Source organism: Flavobacterium frigidimaris, from assembly GCF_002217275.1.
GTDB lineage: Bacteria > Bacteroidota > Bacteroidia > Flavobacteriales > Flavobacteriaceae > Flavobacterium > Flavobacterium aquidurense.
Window position 1 is genome coordinate 1 of record NZ_MUGV01000042.1, and the last position, 19,592, is coordinate 19,592.

General features: G+C 33.8%; 18 protein-coding genes. 8 read left to right on the forward strand and 10 right to left on the reverse strand.

Annotated elements, in window-relative coordinates:
* Positions 1-650 (forward strand): OmpA family protein (locus B0A65_RS20695; protein WP_207556471.1); only part of this gene is annotated, 650 nt, incomplete at its 5' end.
* Between the two features lie 128 nt (positions 651-778).
* On the opposite strand, the gene B0A65_RS20700 is transcribed toward B0A65_RS20695, so the two are convergent.
* From B0A65_RS20700 to pyrR, 7 genes are all read right to left on the reverse strand, one after another.
* Positions 779-1,285, reverse strand: a complete 507-nt coding sequence (locus B0A65_RS20700) for a CAP domain-containing protein (RefSeq protein WP_074658371.1) — start codon at positions 1,283-1,285, stop codon at positions 779-781.
* 174 nt (positions 1,286-1,459) lie between these two features.
* Positions 1,460-2,104 (reverse strand): pyridoxamine 5'-phosphate oxidase, encoded by a 645-nt coding sequence (gene pdxH / locus B0A65_RS20705; protein ID WP_074658373.1) that lies wholly within the window; start codon positions 2,102-2,104, stop codon positions 1,460-1,462.
* 148 nt (positions 2,105-2,252) lie between these two features.
* Entirely contained in the window at positions 2,253-3,158 is a 906-nt protein-coding gene (locus B0A65_RS20710; protein ID WP_074658375.1) for a ribonuclease Z, read from the reverse strand.
* A gap of 145 nt (positions 3,159-3,303) precedes the next feature.
* Positions 3,304-3,636, reverse strand: coding sequence for a ribonuclease Z (locus tag B0A65_RS20715; protein WP_074658377.1), 333 nt, complete (start codon positions 3,634-3,636; stop codon positions 3,304-3,306).
* Positions 3,637-3,778: 142 nt separating this feature from the next.
* On the reverse strand, positions 3,779-4,705 hold the full coding sequence (locus B0A65_RS20720; protein ID WP_074658379.1) for an aspartate carbamoyltransferase catalytic subunit: 927 nt from the start codon (positions 4,703-4,705) through the stop codon (positions 3,779-3,781).
* 49 nt (positions 4,706-4,754) lie between these two features.
* On the reverse strand, positions 4,755-5,396 hold the full coding sequence (locus B0A65_RS20725) for a DUF6891 domain-containing protein (RefSeq protein ID WP_074658381.1): 642 nt from the start codon (positions 5,394-5,396) through the stop codon (positions 4,755-4,757).
* Between the two features lie 96 nt (positions 5,397-5,492).
* Positions 5,493-6,032 carry a bifunctional pyr operon transcriptional regulator/uracil phosphoribosyltransferase PyrR gene (gene pyrR / locus B0A65_RS20730; protein ID WP_074658383.1) on the reverse strand — a complete coding sequence of 180 codons (540 nt, stop codon included), beginning with the start codon at positions 6,030-6,032 and terminating at the stop codon, positions 5,493-5,495.
* Positions 6,033-6,288: 256 nt separating this feature from the next.
* On the opposite strand from pyrR, the gene B0A65_RS20735 reads away from it, so the two are divergent.
* From B0A65_RS20735 to B0A65_RS23360, 4 genes are all read left to right on the forward strand, one after another.
* Positions 6,289-6,924: a class I SAM-dependent DNA methyltransferase gene (locus B0A65_RS20735; RefSeq protein WP_074658385.1), complete on the forward strand. Its 636-nt coding sequence runs from the start codon at positions 6,289-6,291 to the stop codon at positions 6,922-6,924.
* Positions 6,925-6,990: 66 nt separating this feature from the next.
* Entirely contained in the window at positions 6,991-7,584 is a 594-nt protein-coding gene (locus B0A65_RS20740) for a dihydrofolate reductase family protein (protein WP_074658387.1), read from the forward strand.
* Between the two features lie 412 nt (positions 7,585-7,996).
* Positions 7,997-8,455 carry an IS200/IS605 family transposase gene (gene tnpA / locus B0A65_RS20745; RefSeq protein WP_074658389.1) on the forward strand — a complete coding sequence of 153 codons (459 nt, stop codon included), beginning with the start codon at positions 7,997-7,999 and terminating at the stop codon, positions 8,453-8,455.
* A 259-nt stretch (positions 8,456-8,714) separates the two neighbouring features.
* Entirely contained in the window at positions 8,715-8,888 is a 174-nt protein-coding gene (locus B0A65_RS23360) for a hypothetical protein (RefSeq protein ID WP_207556472.1), read from the forward strand.
* 64 nt (positions 8,889-8,952) lie between these two features.
* Here the strand turns inward: B0A65_RS23360 and B0A65_RS20750 are convergent, their stop codons facing one another.
* Complete coding sequence (locus tag B0A65_RS20750) at positions 8,953-10,572, reverse strand: ABC-F family ATP-binding cassette domain-containing protein (RefSeq protein ID WP_074658391.1); 1,620 nt, start codon at positions 10,570-10,572, stop codon at positions 8,953-8,955.
* Positions 10,573-10,800: 228 nt separating this feature from the next.
* Complete coding sequence (locus tag B0A65_RS20755) at positions 10,801-11,574, reverse strand: TlpA family protein disulfide reductase (RefSeq protein WP_074658393.1); 774 nt, start codon at positions 11,572-11,574, stop codon at positions 10,801-10,803.
* 97 nt (positions 11,575-11,671) lie between these two features.
* Between B0A65_RS20755 and B0A65_RS20760 the strand changes: the two genes are divergently transcribed.
* From B0A65_RS20760 to B0A65_RS20770, 3 genes are all read left to right on the forward strand, one after another.
* On the forward strand, positions 11,672-12,433 hold the full coding sequence (locus B0A65_RS20760) for a prolipoprotein diacylglyceryl transferase (protein ID WP_074658395.1): 762 nt from the start codon (positions 11,672-11,674) through the stop codon (positions 12,431-12,433).
* A gap of 10 nt (positions 12,434-12,443) precedes the next feature.
* Positions 12,444-13,832: a radical SAM protein gene (locus B0A65_RS20765; RefSeq protein ID WP_074658397.1), complete on the forward strand. Its 1,389-nt coding sequence runs from the start codon at positions 12,444-12,446 to the stop codon at positions 13,830-13,832.
* A gap of 223 nt (positions 13,833-14,055) precedes the next feature.
* Positions 14,056-14,253: a hypothetical protein gene (locus tag B0A65_RS20770; RefSeq protein WP_074658399.1), complete on the forward strand. Its 198-nt coding sequence runs from the start codon at positions 14,056-14,058 to the stop codon at positions 14,251-14,253.
* Between the two features lie 179 nt (positions 14,254-14,432).
* Here the strand turns inward: B0A65_RS20770 and chiA are convergent, their stop codons facing one another.
* Entirely contained in the window at positions 14,433-19,184 is a 4,752-nt protein-coding gene (gene chiA / locus B0A65_RS20775; protein ID WP_074658400.1) for a T9SS-translocated chitinase ChiA, read from the reverse strand.
* Between the last annotated feature and the right edge of the window lie 408 nt (positions 19,185-19,592).

Sequence of the window (19,592 nt, forward strand, 5' to 3'; positions counted from 1 at the left end):
GCATTCAGGAATTAAGTGGTGCAATAACCGATTCCGAAACAGCTGTTATTTTACCGGGAGCAAAAGTTTCACTTTATGAAAATATGGTGGTAAAAAACACCACAATTGCTGACGTTAACGGAGTTTACAAATTTCCGGTTGACTGTGGTAAAAGCTATAATGTGAGAGCAGAAAAAGAAGAATATGCTACCAAAGAAGTTAGTATAACGATCGGCAAACTATCCGGAAAAACAAGCTTACCCATTAGTTTAGACCCTGTCACTTGCAAAGTAACGATTGGTGATGATCTGGGAAAATGCTTTAAAATAAAAATGATTTATTTTGACTTAGACAAATCTAATATCCGACAAGAAGCTGCAATTGATTTAGAAAAAATATTGGTTGTCTTAAATGAAAACCCAAGCATGAAACTTGATATTCGTTCCCATACAGATAGTCGTGCTACTTTTAAATACAACGAAGCCTTATCTGACAGAAGAGCAAAATCTACCATACAATGGCTGATTAAAAACGGTGTAAAAGCAGACAGGTTAACCGGTAAAGGTTATGGAGAAACACAGCTTGTAAATAAATGTGCTGATGGCGTTCCTTGTACCGAAGCGGAACATCAGGAAAACAGACGTAGCGAATTTATTATTACTGCATTGTAATTAGTTAATTAAGATTTTTATATATGCTAAAAAGCTGTCTTTTAAGACAGCTTTTTTTTGAAAAAAAAAATCGTTGCAACCCTTAGAGTCACAACGATCACTAAAAAACCAACCAGTTTTAAATTATCTTAAATTCTAACAAATATATTAGTATAGTATTTTTTTCCCGTTGCAGGATCTGTAGTTACAGATAATCCAAAGTGTGTAAAATTACCTTCGATGTTTTGTTTATGACCCGGACTTTCCAGCCAGGCTTGCAAAACAGCCTCAGAAGTTTTATAATTATAAGCTACATTTTCGCCAACATTTTTGGCTCCAAGCACCTTCATCATATTTTCTGATCGGGCATCAAAATCATTATGATCCACAACGTTCTTTTCAATCATGTAGGCATTGTGTTCCTGACATTTATACGAAATATGATTGATTATTTGCAAAGCATTTAAACCAATTCGTAATCGATAATCGTTTATTAATTGCATTGTTTCTAACTCTGAATCATTGTAAGTATAATTTGTTATCAGAGCTTCTGTTGGAGCACTACTTTCAGTTCCCTCGGCAGTATCGGCAGAGCATGAGTTCATTGCAATAGACATTGCAATGAACAGCATGATGTGCATAATCTTCTTCTTCATAATCAACAGTAGTTTACGCAAGCTTAAAGTAAATGTTGGGGCAAATCCTTTAAATTTTTATATTTAAATTAAATCGTTTTTTCTTACACCAAACGTATTCAATTTACCGTTAAACTACAAAAATAATCGACGAACTACATGTAAATTTTTAATATAAATGTATTTTTCTTACAACTAAGATGATAGTCGTTCTATTTTCCATGAATAATCAGATTGACTTTGATATCGAATCCTATCATGAAGTCTATTTGGTCTTCCCTGCCAAAATTCTACTTCTAAAGGAGTTACTAAAAATCCGCCCCAATTTTCTGGTCTCGGAATGGCTTTTCCTTCAAATTCTGCTTCTAATTTTTTAAGGTTTTCTTCTAAAAAAGTTCTTGACGGAATCACTTCACTCTGGTTGGAAACAATTGCACCTAATTTGCTTCCATCCGGGCGCGAATCAAAATAACCGTCTGAAATATTTTCAGAAGTTCTTTGCGCAATTCCTTTAATAATAACCTGACGTTCCATTTCCTGCCAAAAGAAAGACAGACAAACATGTGGATTCGCTGCAATAGCCTTTCCTTTTTCCGAATTATAATTGGTATAAAAAATAAAGCCTTCTTCAGAAAATTTCTTCAGAAGCACTACTCGAGATTTCGGAAAACCATCTAAACCAATAGTAGAAACCGTCATAGCGTTAACTTCTCCATTTCCACCAAAATCTTCCACTTCATGAAACCATCTATTAAAAAGATTAATCGGATCTTCGGGAATATTAGTTTCTAATAATTCGCTCTTCTCGTAAGATTTTCTATAATTACTTAAATCGTTCATGATTTTTTAATTTAGTTTATTTTGTTTCAGGTTTCAGGCTTCAGGTTTCAGGCTTCAGGCTTCAGGTTTCAGGTTTCAGGTTTCAGGTTTTAAAAAAACTTAAAATCTTAGCATCTCAGAACCTTAGAACCTTAGAACCTTTTTAAATTCAAAACTCAAAAGAAACGCCGTCATCTCCCAAAAGTACATTCGGAAAAATGGTTTCTGCTTCTTCTTTAAAACGCTCAATTCCATCATATCGTGTTGAATAATGGCCTAAAATTAGTTGTTTTACATTTGCTTTAAGCGCAATTGTCGCGGCTTCTTTTGCGGTTGAATGTAATGTTTTTTGTGCTAATGGTGCTTCTGATTCTAAAAAGGTTGATTCGTGATACAAAATATCTACATTTTCAATAATCGGAATAATAGCTTCATTATAAACCGTATCCGAACAGAAGGCATAACTCATAGAAGGAATTGGATCAAAAGACAATTTTGCATTTTCAATAACAGTTCCATTATCCAGCGTAACATTACCTCCGCCTTTTATTTTTTGGTAATAGGCTGTATGAATATTATACTGTTGAACTGCTTCTACATTTAGTTTTCTGTCTCCCGGTTTTTCCTGAAACAAAAATCCGTTGGTATAAACGCGATGTTTTAACGGAATTGTTTTTACTATGACTTTCTGATCTTCAAAAATCACTTCACTTTCCTTCGACTCTAATTCGTGAAAAAACAAACTATAAGTAGTCCAGGATTCTGTCAGCTTTAATTGAAGCAGAATTAACTCTTTTATTCCTTTTGGTCCGTAAACATGCAAATCAGTAGTTCTGCCTAAAAGCGAAAAAGTCGAAATGGTTCCAATTAATCCATACAAATGATCTCCGTGAAGATGGGAAATAAAAATGTGATTAATTTTAGAAAATTTAATCTTGTTTTTACGCAATTGCACCTGAGTTCCTTCGCCACAATCAATCAAAAACAATCTGTTTTTGATTTCTAAAACCTGCGAAGTCGGATTAGTAAGCGTTCTGGGAGTTGCGGCATAACAGCCTAGTATGGTTAATTTCATTTTAGATTTTAGATTGTTGATTTTAGATTGATTTAGATTGTAGATTTTAGACTGTAGATTTTAGATTGGAAAAATTAGCGTTAAAAAAATCTAAAATCTAAATTTCAGTATTCAAAATCAAAAATCTGAACTCTAAAATCTAAAATTAAAACCCAAGATCACGTTCAATTTCTTCCATTTCGATAATATCGTGCGCTTCTAAAAGAGAAGGAACCACTACTAATTTATCAGAAATTGAATTGAAATCAAGATCAGAAACTACAATTACAAATGATTTCTTTGCTTTTTTGTGTTGTTTAGAAAGTGGCAGAAAAAGTTTTAAATCGCTTTCAGCTAAATTAGTATCTGCTGTTAAATCGATTATTATATTTTGTTTTTCAAAGGTTTTAAATTGTTGCGTCACTTTCTCCAAAAAAGAATTAAAATCTCCCTGGGTATCTTTAATCGTAACGGTATGTCCTTTTTGATCTACTTTCATTTTACTAAGGTACGAAGTTTTTTAAATTTGTTTCAAGTTTTAGGTTTCAAGTTTCAGTCGCAGTCTCAGTATTCAGTCTCAGTATTCAGTCTCAGTAAAAATTGTAAACTGTGACTGAATACTGAGACTGTAAACTAAAAATTTACTGAATCTTAGAGGCTAAAAGATAAATAACCGCCATTCTAATCGCTACTCCATTCTCTACCTGATTCAGGATTACAGAATGATCAGAATCCGCTACTTCAGAAGTAATCTCTACTCCTCTGTTGATGGGTCCCGGGTGCATGATGACGATTTCTTTTCCAAGAGAATCCAAAAGCGGTTTATCAACTCCGTATTGTTGTGCGTATTCTCTTGTTGAAGGGAAAAAGTTCACGTCCATACGTTCGTTTTGTACACGAAGCATATTCGCCACGTCACACCATTCTAATGCTTTTCGTAAATTTGGTTCCACTGTAACACCAAGAGATTCAATATATCTTGGAATCAAGGTTTTTGGCCCGCATACTTTTACTTCGGCGCCTTGCATCTGCAAAGCATATATGTTGGATAAGGCAACTCTCGAATGCAGTACATCGCCTACAATAACTACTTTTTTTCCGGCAACATCACCCAGTTTTTCTCTGATAGAATAACTGTCTAACAAAGCCTGCGTTGGATGTTCGTGCGCGCCGTCGCCAGCGTTTACTATACTTGCTTTGACATTTTTAGATAAAAAATAAGCCGCTCCGGGATTGGAGTGGCGCATTACAACCATATCAACTTTCATCGAAAGGATATTGTTAACCGTATCAATAAGTGTTTCTCCTTTTTTAACCGAAGACTGAGCTGCAGAAAAACTAATCACATCTGCTGATAATCTTTTTTGGGCTAACTCAAACGAAAGCTTGGTTCGGGTACTGTTTTCGAAGAAAATGTTAGCAATGGTAATATCTCGTAATGAAGGAACTTTTTTAATCGGTCGGTTAATGACTTCTTTAAAATGATCTGCCGTTTCAAAAATTAGGTTAATATCATTCTCGTTGATGTATTTAATTCCTAATAAATGATTTACGCTTAATTCTTTCATTTTTTATTGTTTAATTTTATTTGTCAAATTCTTTAAAAAGCAGTTCCGTCTATTGGATCATTCGCTCTATAACCTCGCTATAATCCTGTAAATCTCTTCCGTCTTCATCAAAAATATGCTGCCATCTGAAACCCGGTATTTCTATTTTTGTTCTTGCAGAAGGACTCCACTTTATTTGAAAGCCGTTGTTTCTTAAAACTTCAGCAACCTTTTTTCCAACTTCCATTGCAATGGCATCACTAGTATTATCTACTTTCTGAAAAGCGATAAACAAACCCGGATCTTCAACTGCAACAGCTCTTGCTAAATCTTGTTGGTGATAAAAACAATAACCATCAGACCAGACTTCGTTTTCCTGCAACTCCCTTTCCACCTCTACTACTTCATACTCCCCCTCTGTTGTGGTATAACCTGCATTGTGAAGCGCCACGATATTTTCATCTCCTAATTCATCAAATGCTTTTATAAGTCTTTCAGTATCTGTTGGACTTTTCCACTGTTTGCTTTCTGCAAGTAACTTTTGGTATTCTTCTTTTATGGTATCAAAAGCCCACTCTTCTGAAATTTCATCTTCAAATTCGTTGTCTTCGATTTCTTCTATGATGTTCTCTTTGATCTCATCAACAGAAAGAAATCCCATTCTAACCTGATTAAAGATTGATTCGTAAATAAACGCTTCGTTCTCTGTCATTTTTTCTTGTTTAATCGTTTATTTGTTTTTTTTTTAACCGTTGATTTGTTAGAGCGTTTATTCGTTTCCTTTCGATTGAACAATTAAACGATTCAACTAATTCGTTATTAAGTAAACGGCATCTTCGCTATCATTTTCTTTCCAGCTTACTTTTACCTTTTCATCATTAATAGCATCTACCTGACGACCACGATAATCGGGCTGAATAGGCAGGTTTCTGCTAAAACGTCTGTCGATTAACACTAACAATTCGATTTCTGACGGTCTCCCGAAAGACTGAATTGCGGTTAAGGCAGAACGAATGCTTCGTCCGGTAAACAAAACGTCATCAATAAAAATGACTTTTTTGTCTTCGACTATAAAATTGATTTGTGTTTTATTGGCTTCAAGCGGTTTATCAGTACGGCGAAAGTCATCTCTAAAAAAAGTGATGTCCAGATATCCCAAAGAAATTTCAGGAACTTTGTATTCGTCTTCTAATATTTGTTTTAAACGTTCAGCTAAAAAAACGCCTCTTGGCTGAATCCCGACTAAAATAGTATCGGAGAAATCAAGATGTTTTTCGATTAACTGACAAGCCAAACGATGGAGTATGATAGTAACTTCTTTTGAATTAAGTAATACTTTTTGGCTCATAATTAAGTGTGATGTTTGGTTGGGCAAATATACGAAATCAGAATTTATTTGTTGGCGTGTTGGGTGGGGAAATATTTTTTTTTGGTTTTACGTATAAATTGAGTTTGAAAACTCATTCAGAATAACTTTATTTTTTGAAATAAAAGTTCTTTAAAAAATTATATTTATTTAAAACTATATTTACTATACAGAAGTTGCATTAGAATTCTTTAAATAATTTAGTTAAGATCTATTTCAAAGCGAAAAAAATAAATCCATGGATAAATACAAAGAAACATTTGAAACCTGGAATAAAATTGCAAACCTCTATCAGGATAAGTTTATGGATTTAAACTTGTATAATGAAACTTATGATTTTTTCTGTACAGTTTTAAAATATAATCAAGTAAACATTTTTGAAATTGGTTGTGGCCCGGGAAATATTACTAAGTATCTTTTATCCAAAAAAAACAACTTAAAGATTACAGGTATTGACATTGCACCGAAAATGGTTGAATTGGCTAAATCAAATAACCCGACTGCCAATTTTAAAGTAATGGATACACGAAAGTTGGATGAAATAAATGAAAAATTTGACGCCATTATGTGTGGTTTTTGTTTACCCTATCTTTCAGAAACAGATTCTTCAAAACTATTATACGACGCAAATAAACTACTTTCTAAAGAGGGTATCTTATATTTAAGTTTCATTGAGGGATCGCCTTCTAAATCAGGTTTTATTTCAGGAAGTACGGGTGATCGTACCTATGTTTATTATCATTCTTTAGAAGAAATAAAGAATCAACTTATAAAAAATCATTTTGAAATTCTTAAATCATTCGAAGTTAAATATCCAAAAGCTGATGATTTTGAAATTCATACGATAATCATTACCGAGAAAATTGGACAGTAAAAATATCGAATTGTTTCAAAAAGACCTTTTTATTATATTTGATAAAACAATAAGACACCAAACATCATGAGAAAAATAATCGTCATTACCATGATTACAATCGATGGCGTAATGCAAGCACCTGGTGGTCCTGAAGAAGATACTTCGGGAGGTTTTGAATACGGAGGCTGGGTGGCGCCTTTTGGAGATGAAGAATATGGCAATGTCATGCAGGAACAAATGAAACCTGCAGATATTCTTTTGGGCAGAAAAACATTTGATATTTTTGAAGATTATTGGCCCAAACATGCAGAAGGCTGGCCGGGAATTAATGAAGTTACCAAATACGTTTTGTCTTCCACCAGAAATAAATCTGACTGGGAAAATACCGAATTTCTTTCCACCATAGAAGACATCAAAAAACTCAAAAATTCAGAAGGTGGAGATATTAAAGTTTGGGGAAGCGCAACACTTGTTCAGCTTTTGCTTCAACATGATTTAGTCGATGAATTTGGGCTCTTAATTTATCCTATAATTTTGGGCAAAGGAAAAAAACTGTTTGATGATAGCTCAAATCCGTCGGGATTTACATTGATAGAAAGTACGGTTACGCCGAGCGGTGTAATTGCTTTGAGTTATAAACGAGCTGGAGATGTTAAGACCGGGACTATTGGAGAATAACAAATTCAACATATAAGTCCCATCGGGACGATATGTTTATAGAAATATATAAATCGAGTCAATAAAACCCCATCGGGGTGATATCTCCAATACTACAATGGAAACGATATGTCGCTCCGCCGGAGCTTTTTTTGTCTTATCTAATTATTTGCTATAAACATTATGCTCCGCTGGAGCTTCCTCTATTACGCATAATTGATTAACTATCAACATTACACTCTACTGGCGTTTTTAATTTAAATCTTCTTTACGCAAATATATTTTTTAAAATATGTTATTCATTAAAACCCATATTAAATAATTGACTAATTTTAATACAATTAAGTCCCATCGGGACAGCATCTTTATAGCCATTTTGTAAATTTATTTTATTGAACCCCGGCGGGGTGAAATATAATTTAATCTACAATTTATGGCAAACACATATTCTCAAATATACATTCATATTGTTTTTGCTGTTAAGGGAATGCAAAGTCTGATTTCAGAAAATTGGAAGGAAGAAGTTTATAAATATATTACTGGTATTACGACAAATAAGGGACAAAAGCTAATAGCTATCAACGGAATGCCCGATCACATTCATATTTTAATTGGTTTAAAACCAGATAAATCAATTTCAGATTTGGTTAGAGAGATAAAATCAAATTCATCAAAGTTTATAAATGACAAAAAATGGATTAATGGGAAGTTCGAATGGCAAAATGGATTTGGAGCTTTTTCATACAGTCATTCTCAAATATCAAATGTCATAAATTATATTCAACGTCAGGAAGAACATCATCAAACAAAGACGTTTAAAGAAGAATATATTGAATTTTTAAAATTGTTTAATGTCGAGTTTAAAGATGAATACCTATTTGGTGAGATTTAATATCAATTATAATGGATAATATATTTCGCTCCGCTGGAGCTCTTCTTAATTGCGCATAATTAATTTGCTATAAACATCATGCTCCGTTGGAGCTTCCAATTTCGGATCCATATCACATTTCTTTTTATTTAAAACATCCCTAAATCATAGAACTTTTCAATCAAATTATATAAAACATTTCCGAGCTGTTTAAAGTAATTTTATTCTAACGATAATTAGAATACTAAATTCTTTTTAAAACATTTAAAACAGCAAAATCATGCAAAAAAATATTACACGTTTGTTAATGGTATTCGTAATACTATTTTCATTTACAAGTTGCGAAGTTATAGGAGACATTTTTAAAGCCGGAATGGGATTCGGAATATTTATCGTAATCTTTATTGTTGCAATTATTATCTGGATTTTTGCAAAAGTTTTCGGAAGTAAATAAACATAAAAAATCCCAAATTCTACTTTAATGGAATTTGGGATTTTTAATTATTGCAATTTATATACTAAAGATTATACATCTTTTTTCTTAATTCCTGAATTTTTTCATCCTCAAGATATTCGTCGAATGTCATATAACGATCGATTGCTCCGTTTGGTGTAAGCTCCACTACTCTATTACCAACAGTCTGTGCAAACTCATGGTCATGTGTTGTAAAAATTACTGAACCTTTAAAGTTTTTCAATGAGTTATTAAAAGCGGTAATCGACTCCAAATCTAAGTGATTTGTTGGTTCATCAAGCATCAAAATATTAGCGCGCTCCATCATCATTCTTGATAACATACAACGTACTTTTTCTCCCCCTGATAATACACGGCTTGTTTTTAAAGCTTCTTCTCCAGAGAAAATCATTTTCCCCAGGAAACCTCTAATGAAAACCTCATCGCGCTCTTCTTCTGTTTTTGCGTATTGACGTAACCAGTCTACCAAAGTCAAATCGTTTTCAAAGAATGAATGATTTTCAGCTGGCAAATATGCCTGGTTTGTAGTGATTCCCCAATCAAAAGTTCCGGCATCTGCTTGTTGGTTTCCGTTTAAGATTTCGTAGAATGCTGTTGTAGCACGTGAATCTTTAGAGAACAGCACAATTTTATCGCCTTTAGCCATATTCAAATGAACACCTTTAAACAAAAGGTCTCCTTCAACAGAAGCTTCTAAATTTTCAACATTCAAGATCTGATCTCCGGCTTCACGATCCTGATCAAAAATAATCGCAGGATAACGACGGCTTGAAGGTTTGATATCTGAAATATTCAATTTAGAAATCATTTTTTTACGAGAAGTGGCTTGTTTAGATTTTGCAACGTTCGCGCTAAAACGACGAATAAATTCTTCAAGTTCCTGTTTCTTTTCTTCTGCTTTCTTGTTTTGCTGAGCACGTTGTTTTGCCGCTAATTGGCTAGACTCGTACCAGAAAGTATAATTTCCTGAATAGTGGTTGATTTTTCCAAAATCGATATCAGAAATATGTGTACAAACCGAATCTAAAAAGTGACGGTCGTGAGATACTACAATTACAGTATTTTCATAATTTGCAAGGAAGTTTTCTAACCAGGCGATTGTCTCGAAATCCAAGTCGTTGGTAGGCTCATCCATAATAAGCAAATCCGGGTTTCCAAAAAGAGCCTGCGCCAAAAGCACACGAACTTTAATTTTTCCCTCTAAATCGCCCATTAATGTATAATGATGCTCTTCGTTGATTCCTAAGTTAGACAACATCGATGCCGCGTCAGAATCTGCATTCCAACCGTTCATTTCTTCAAACTGAACCTGAAGTTCTCCAATTCTGTCTGCGTTTTTATCGTTATAGTCTAAATAAAGTTCATCCATTTCTTTTTTAACAGCGTACAAAACTTTATTCCCCATCAAAACGGTTTCCAAAACAGTTTGCTCGTCGAACATGTTGTGATTTTGGTTTAAAACCGACATACGTTTTCCCGGTTCTAAATGAATATGTCCAGAAGTTGGGTCGATATCGCCCGAAATGATTTTTAGAAAAGTAGATTTTCCAGCACCATTGGCTCCAATAACGCCGTAAATATTTCCGTGAGTGAAAGTGGTATTTACTTCGTCAAACAAAATTCGTTTGCCAAATTGAACTGATAAATTATTGACTGTTAACATGAATGTCTTTTTAATTAATTTTGTGCAAAAGTACGGAAAAAGGTTCTAAGTTGCAAAGGTGGTAAGGCTCTAAGTTTTTTTATTCTGCGCTTATATTTTTCCACCATATAAGTGATGTAAGTTCATTTAAACTAAGCTTGTAATTGCAGTACGAATTTAGTACATATAAGCTTTATAGATATTTAAGCTAGACTTACATTTCTTATATTACTTATATGGTTAAAAAAACTACAGTTTACTTTCTTTTGCCAGCGCCACTTCAAGACTTTCAAAATTGGGCAAAACTTTTGCAATTAAACCTTCTTTGTTTAAGATAAAATGTGTTGGAAAAGCATTTAAATCCAATGTTTCATTCATGTAAATTTTCATGTCTGGAATAACAGCATAGGACAATGGTTTTCTAGCTAAAAAAGCTTTTAATTGTTCTGGAGAATCTTCGGCTAAACTTATAAAAAGAATATCTTTTCTGTCTTTGTATTTTTCTACCAATCGATTTACCTGTGGAAATTCTTTTATACATGGCGTACAGTGAATATACCAGCATTTTATTACAATGATTTTTCCCTTCATAGTTTCGTTTGAAACTTCATTTCCGTTTAAATCTTTGAATGAGAATTTAGGAAAAGGAGTGCCTTCCATTTTATAGTTTTTAAGCGCATCAAAACCTATTTGATTGATGGTTGCTTTTATACTTGAATCGGAATTTGGCTCAATTTTAAACAGTTTATAATAATAGATGGCATCATTTGATTTTAATCGGATTGGAATAAAATTTCCGTTGGTCAATTCGTTTAGAAAAGTTTCTTTTGAGATTTCTTTTGAAAGAACATCCAGCGCTACAAAATCTCTCGAAAGCATGATGTTTTTGCTTTGATAAGCTGACCATTCACTAAAGTTTTTTTGAATTTGAATGGGATCAATTTCTGGATTTCCGAGTTTATTTTGAGCGAAAGAAACAATAGTAATTAGAAAGACTAATAGGAATTTGATGGACTTTTTCATGAATTTTAAATACCAAATTTGGATTTCAAAAATACTTAAATTTATTTTAAAATCATTCCATTAGATTTATCTATATTAGCTAAAAATTCTGACTAAAATGACCTTCCCTTTTCAATTTGAAATCTTTGGAAAAACCTTTTACTGGCACTTTATATTTGAAACTTTAGCCTTTTTTATCGGCATAAGAACCTATTACTTTCTAAAAAAAAGAACACAAGATCCTATATCAGATATAAATCGTTTAATTATAATGATTGGTGCTATGATTGGCGCTTTAATAGGATCCAGATTTATTGCTTTATTAGAAACCCCTTCAGCAATTACCCATCAGACTTTTTTAACCCTATATCAAAATAAAACGGTTGCAGGAGGTTTTTTGGGTGGATTATTTGGTGTTGAACTAATAAAAAAGATCATTGGTGTAAAAATCGCTTCGGGAGATCTGTATGTGATTCCAATTATTACAGCATTATTTATTGGCAGAATTGGGTGTTTTTCCATGGGAATTACAGAGCCAACTTACGGCAACGAAACTACCTTTTTCACAGGAATGAATTTAGGCGACGGTCTGCAAAGACACCCTGTTGCCCTTTATGAAATGCTATTTATGATTTTACTTTTTGTTTTATTTCAAAGTATAAAAAATAAAAATTTGATAAATGGAGATCGATTTAAGCTCTTTATGGTCTTGTATTTTTTATTCCGATTTTTAGTAGAATTTTTAAAACCATACCAATCCTTATTTCTTAATTTAAGCATTATACAATGGAGTTCCGTTTTAATCTTTATTTATTATTGGAAGTTTCTCTGCCGAATATTTGCCTTCAAATTCAAAGGAAATCTTATTACTTCACCTTAAAAACAATATAATGAAAACTCGTGATTACATATTTTACGATTATACTAAAAGCCTTTGTCCTCATTGTTTAGCCCTTGTAGATACTAAAATTGTTTTTCAGGATGAGAAAGTCTGGATGTTAAAACATTGCAAAACACATGGCGAGTCAAAGTCGATGATTGCAGATGATGTTAACTATTATAAACAACTTCGTAATTACAATAAACAATCGGAGATGCCTTTAAAATTCAATACAAAGGTGCATTATGGTTGTCCGTATGACTGCGGATTATGTACAGATCACGAACAGCATTCCTGTTTGACGATTATTGAAGTCACAGATCGCTGTAACTTAGCCTGCCCTACCTGTTACGCCAGCTCAGCCCCAAACTACGGTAGACATCGTACATTAGAAGAAATTGAAAAAATGTTTAATACTGTTGTAGCAAATGAAGGTGAACCGGATGTAGTCCAGATTTCAGGTGGAGAACCAACTGTGCATCCTGAGTTTTTTAAAATTTTAGATATTGCCAAAAGCAAACCTATCAAACACTTGATGGTAAATACAAATGGTATTAGAATTGCAAAAGACATCAAATTTGTAGAGACTCTTGCTACCTATATGCCCGATTTTGAAATTTATCTGCAATTCGATAGTTTCAAACCCGAAGTATTAGAAAAACTGCGTGGTGAAGATTTAACCGAAGTGCGCAGAAAAGCCATTGAACATCTAAATCAATTTAATATTTCGACAACCTTGGTTATCACACTTCAAAAAGGAGAAAATGACGATGAAATTGGTAAAATAATAGAATATGCATTACAACAAAAATGCGTTCGTGGTGTAACTTTTCAGCCCACACAAGTTGCCGGCAGAAATGATAATTACGATGATATTTCAGGAAGAATTACATTGACAGAAGTCCGTAGAAAAATTTACGAGCAAGCACCTCTTTTTACTCCTCAAGACTTAATTCCCGTTCCTTGTAATCCAGATGCTTTATGTATGGCTTACGCACTAAAAATTGATGGAGAAGTTTTTCCTATGACCCATTTAATTAATCCGGAAGATCTGTTGAATAACTCGAAAAACACAATCGTTTTTGAGCATGATGAAAAACTAAAAACACATATGCTTAATTTATTTAGCACCGGTATTTCTGTAGATTGTGCAGAAGGTGAATTTAATGAATTAATGTGCTGTTTACCAAGAGTTCAGTCCGACACCTTAAATTACAATAACTTGTTTCGAATTTTGATTATGAATTTTATGGATGCTCATGATTTTGATGTTAGAGCAGTTAAAAAATCATGTGTTCATATTGTGAGTGATAAAATGAAAATTATTCCTTTTGAGACTATGAATTTATTTTACAGAGACAACAAAATTGAAAAAATAAGAGAAAAATTAAATGTTTAATAAAAGTATTAAAATATGGAGGGTTTAGTGTTTTTTGGGTTTATTCTTTTTGCAATGTTTTTAATTGGTCTTATTGGTTTAATTTTTACCAAAGAGAAAAAAAAATTTTATCTGCGACTTATGTTAATTCCTATATTTATTGTCATTATAGGGTTTGGAACCTGCGTTGTAATAGTGAGCAATTTATAATTTTGATTTAAAATCAAAGAAAAAATAAAAGAATATGGGAGGATTTTTAGTTTTTATTGGCAGCATGATTGCTTTTATCAGCGTAATTGCTTTTTTAGTTGGAATAGGTCGATTGATATTTATATCAGAAAACAAACAACTTTCATTAAAAATTATTTTATTCTCCGTTATTGCATTTGTAATTGGTTTTGGTACCTGTGCTGCCAATTTTACACTTGGCAATATGCATTAATAAAAAAACCCGGCAATAAAATTGCCGGGCTTATAATGCGCTCCTCTAAGTGAAAACCAAATAACAAATCACTTAAATTCGTCGCATTTATTTGAAATAAAAACCAGATTAAAAAATAAATAACCAAACTCAATTTTAACCGTCCCAATTTTTTATTTCTAATTTTTCATTCATTGTAACTAATTCAAAAAGTTCATTACTTTGAATGATTTTCTGTTTCCTGCTTTGTCTGTTACTACAACTAAAAACAATTGCTTAGTTGTGAAACTCTGATTTTGAAGCAGTACTTCTTTAGTATTTTGAATATTTTTATAACTTACTAAAGATTGCCCAATTGTATTGAATACATCTATCTGAGCAATATCTTCAGTATCATTTGTAACTGATAAAGCATCATTTCTAAAATAAGCTATCGTTTTTCCATTCGGCTCAATTTTATCAACTGCTAATGTTTTTGCTGTCAACTGCGAAGCAAAATAAGTGGCATATGCTTTAGATAATTCAGATGAATTACCACAAGAAGAGGCATCCCAATTTACAGACCAAGTCATTAAACCTCTTAAAGAAGGATATGGTCCGCCTGGCTGCATCGTATATGTTCTTCCGGTAAAAGTGGTTCCGGTTCTTAAATAATGCATTGCACTAATTCCTTCTGCAGGTGTTAAATAGCCGCTACCTGCTGCACTTGGACAAGCTGGTAAGGCAATAAGAACTTTTGAGGCCGGTAAACCATCAAAATGCATTCCGGTTGTACCAATGTTATACCCTTTTATCACCATATCCGTTAGGGCTGTTACCATGTTTGCTTTCTTAGCTGAACCATAGTATTGACCATCTAATCCGTTTTCTCCTCCTGTATTATACAATTGTACAGCTAACAAATCCAAATCATTACGCAAGTTTTGAATGATTGGCAGGAAAGAACCAAAAGTATCAGTATAAGTAGAATATCCTCCTTGTACGTATTGTGTTTCCGGAGCTGCAGTTAATAAAAATCCAGGACCATAATAAGCTTTTAATTCCCTGAAAGCATCTACTACATTTTTTAATCTTGGATAAGCAGAAATACCCGCATAAGAAATATCTTTTAAACCTCCTGCATTAAAATTCATCGATCCGCCTTCAAAATCAATATCAACACCATCAAATTGATACTCATCAATTATAGCTTTCAGACCATTAACAAAAATATTTTTTTGCGTTACATTGTCCAAAACAACATGACCATTTTGCCCTCCAATAGAGACAATAACAGGAACGCCGCTATCTCTTAAGGACTTTATATCATTTTTCAACAATTGCTTATTGAAAACACCATTGGTCAGATATCTCGCGTCATTGGTAGTTAATACTGGTGTATAACCATCACGATTAACTGTTTCTACGAAAGAATAATCGACTACGTTAAATTTACTTCCTACTATTTGAGAAAAATATAAAAATGGAGCACCAGTATTCTCCCAGGAATGTGCATATCCTAAAAGAACTTTAGATGGAAGTGCAATGAATCTATTGGTGCTAACCGGAGCAATTTTAATGGTAGTGTTTAATGTAGTTACAGCAGCTTTATTATCTGTTGCTTTGATTACAACTGGATAGTCCTGATAAGCAGCTGGTGTAAAATTATACGTATAGGTATTATTTGTACCTGCTGTCATGTTAAATGTACCTCCATTTATTGTAATGGTAACACCTGAAACCGATCCGTCACTATCAACAGCTGTAACCGAAATTGGCACAACCTGGAAAGAACTTTGGTTTACAGTAGTATTCGATGGTGAATTCCAAGTAATTACAGGTAAAGAATTTGGGCAGTTTGCACCTGAACAAGTTAATGTAAAACTATATGTTTTTGCGTCTGTTGTTCCGTTTGATGCAGTAGCCGTAACAGTTAACGTATGAGGAAGCGAAAACTGGTTTGCTGCTGGTGTCCAAATTGATGTGTAAGTTCCAGAAGAATTGGTTGCACTCAAGGTTTGTCCATCTAAACTAAATATAACAGATGAGATTGTAGTGGCATCAGTAGCACTTAATCCAACACTTGCAACAAAGTTAATTGCTGATCCTAAATTTATAGCAATCGCAGAAGCTGTTGGCGCAGTAATGGTAACCACTGGCTTAGTCACAACCGCCGTTTGTGTATTAAAATTATAAACTGTTGGAGTTGTGGGAACTGCAAAGCTGGCTAAGTTATTTGGATAATAAGTCACGTCACCATTTTCCCATGCATTTAATTTTAAACTCAAAATTTGTGTATAACCCGCTACAACTGAATTATCGAAAGTATAATTTCCTGATGCATCTGTTGTTGCCAAAACACTTTTCCAGTTATGTGTATTATCTGTCCAAGGTAAAACGATTTCTACTTTTGCACCAGCAACCGGAGTTGTTCCGTTTTTAACTGTTCCGCTAATTAAATTTACAACGGCAGCCAATGCTGATTTCGCTGTAGAACTTGTATTAAAATTGTAAACAGTCGGGTTTGCCGGAACTGCAAAGTTGGCCAGATTATTTGGAAAATAAGCTACTTCTCCGTTTTCCCAAGAGTTTAATTTTAAACTTGTAATGGTAGTATAACCTGCTACAACTGAATTATCAAAACTGTACTTTCCTTGTGCATCTGTTACAGCAATTACACTTTTCCAATTGTGTGTACTGTCTGTCCAAGGTAAAACGATTTCTACTTTTGCACCTGCAACCGGAGTTGTTCCGTTTTTAACTGTTCCGCTAATTTTACCTGAAGGAACTACAATAACATCTTGTGTGAAGTTTAATGTTTTGTTGGCCGTTAAATTAGTATAAACTGTTGAAGCCGGTGTGTATGTTTGTCCTGCTAAAGCAGCTGCAACGGTGTAATTTCCGCCTGCTGGCAAATTAGCGATTGAATAAACTCCGCTTGAATTTGTAGTTGCTGTAAAACTTCCTGTTGTTGAAGTAGCTGTAACCGTAACGCCAGAAACCGGAGTTGTTCCGTTAAGAACGGTTCCGCTCACTGTATAGTATACAACTGGCGCACCCTGAGCAAAATTCAACGTTTGATTAGCACTTATTGCATTATAAACGGTTGAAGTTGGTGTATAAGAGAATCCTGTTTTTGCAGCAGTAAGGGTAAAGTTAAGTCCGGCTGTTAAACCTGCAACACTATAAACTCCGCTAGCATTAGAAGTCGCAGTTAAAACTGTTGTTCCTGAAGTTGCTGTAACTGTTACACCAGAAACCCCTGTTGCTCCGTTAAGAACTGTTCCGCTCACTGTATATGTAGGCTGAGATCCGTTAATGATTACTCCAGTTTGATTAGTAGTAACATTTGTCAAAGTTACAGGCGTAAAAGTATAGGATGCTTTTAACGCCGTAAGGATATAATTTTGTCCTGAAGTCAGGTTGTTGAATGAAAAATTACCTCCTGTAGAAACTACAGTTTGCAATACTACATTACTTGCATTGCGCAATTCAACAGTTACATCCGGAACTGAAGCTGTTCCATTTTTTACCGAACCGGCAATACTTACTGTTCCGGCAACGATGCTTCCGAAAGAAGTATCAACCTGAGTTAATAATGCGTTCGGAACTGAACCTCTGGTATCCTGAGATAATTCCCAAACCATACCTCCGGCAAGGTTTCTCGATTTAATATATTGTACTTTTAAATCCATTGATTGTTTATCTTCATAAGAGATAAACTGTTTTAAAGTAGCATTGTATAAATAAGGAACTTTAGTTGTATTGTCAAAATATCTTACCCATCCTGCAGCTGCAGCAGTTGATGTAACCTGCATGGTAGTTGGATCTAAATAAGCATGTGAATTGGTAACCGGATTTCCAACCAAATCACAAATTTCGATACTTCCAGATTTTTCACAAGCAGCCGGACCGTCCCAGGTTCCTGTTGGATTTTGTGGATTTGTACATCCTGAAACGATATCTCTTGGTGCTGAAACGAATAATCCTGGTAAATTAGGATTGGTTCCGTTATTGGCAACATGATCAAATTTCTTTCCGTAAAAAGGTAATCCCATGATTAATTTGTTCGCAGGAAAACCCACAACATTCAAATATTGGTTTGTCAACTCATCTAATGATTCAGATTGAGCTGCACCATATAATGGATCATTTGAATTTCCGCTTGAATATAGAGGAGCATTATAGCAGGTTTTATCATACCAGTTTCCTCCAAAATCATATCCAAAATAAGTTATGTAATCACAATATGTAGAAATATCTTCTGTCATTCCGTATTGTGATCTGTTACCTGGACCTAAGTATTGTTTGGCTACATTGCGCACATTGTTTCCGGCAGCAATAGAGATTAATTTATTTGGCATTGCCTGACGCATCGCCTTTAATAAATAAACTAAATTTTTATTGTCGTCCGGGCTGTACTTTTGTGCAGGAATTGGTGCTCCGTTAATCACTTCAGTACCGTCTGTTCCTCCAGAAAGAGGATATTCCCAGTCAATGTCAAATCCATCAATAAAGGGATATTTCACAATAAAGTTTGCCATGTCTGCAGCTAAAGCAGCTCTTGCGACAGGACTTGCAGCAATTGGAGAAAGATCCTGGCCTTTTGTCCAGCCTCCAACAGAAATTAAAATTTTAAGATGCGGATACTTTTCCTTAAGCTTCATTAAGTCATAAAAGTTTCCTTTTACTGGCGCATCCCACGGGATTCCGCCTTCCATATGCTCAAAATCAGCATACGAATCTAAACATAATAACTTTGTATTCTCGGGATGGGCAGGATCATAAGTTGTCCCATAAAAAGAATAATTTAAATGCGTCAATTTACTTCCGTCAATCTTGGGGATATTGAAATCCCTTGCATAGATAGACCATTGCGCATAATACCCTACTACCTTTTTTCCGTGAGCTGGTTGAGCTAACGCTAGTAAGGGAAACAGTAACAAAAAAAGCAATCTGTAATAATGTTTCATAATTAATAAATATTGGTTAATAGAAAATAAATATTCCGGTTACCAGATATACATGCCAAAACATGGCCTATACAAACGATAACTGGGCTTTCAGTTAACTGCAACTTGGAGATCGCAGTCAATTGGAATTAATTCATATTACTACTATAAATAAATATTACTATTACCGATTCTACCATAAGCATTAGTCAATAGTATTGATTGATATTTAGATATAATTTTAAAAAAATTAGTATTAAATACAAGAAGATAAACTTGGGGATTCATCAATCTAATTAGTACCTGATTTATTATTTGTCATGTTTTATTTTTATTCTTTTTATTTGGTTTTAAAAGGTTAATAATTTTTTATTTTTTATTCTTTATTCTTTATTCTTTATTCTTTATTCTTTACTCTTTGTTCTTTAC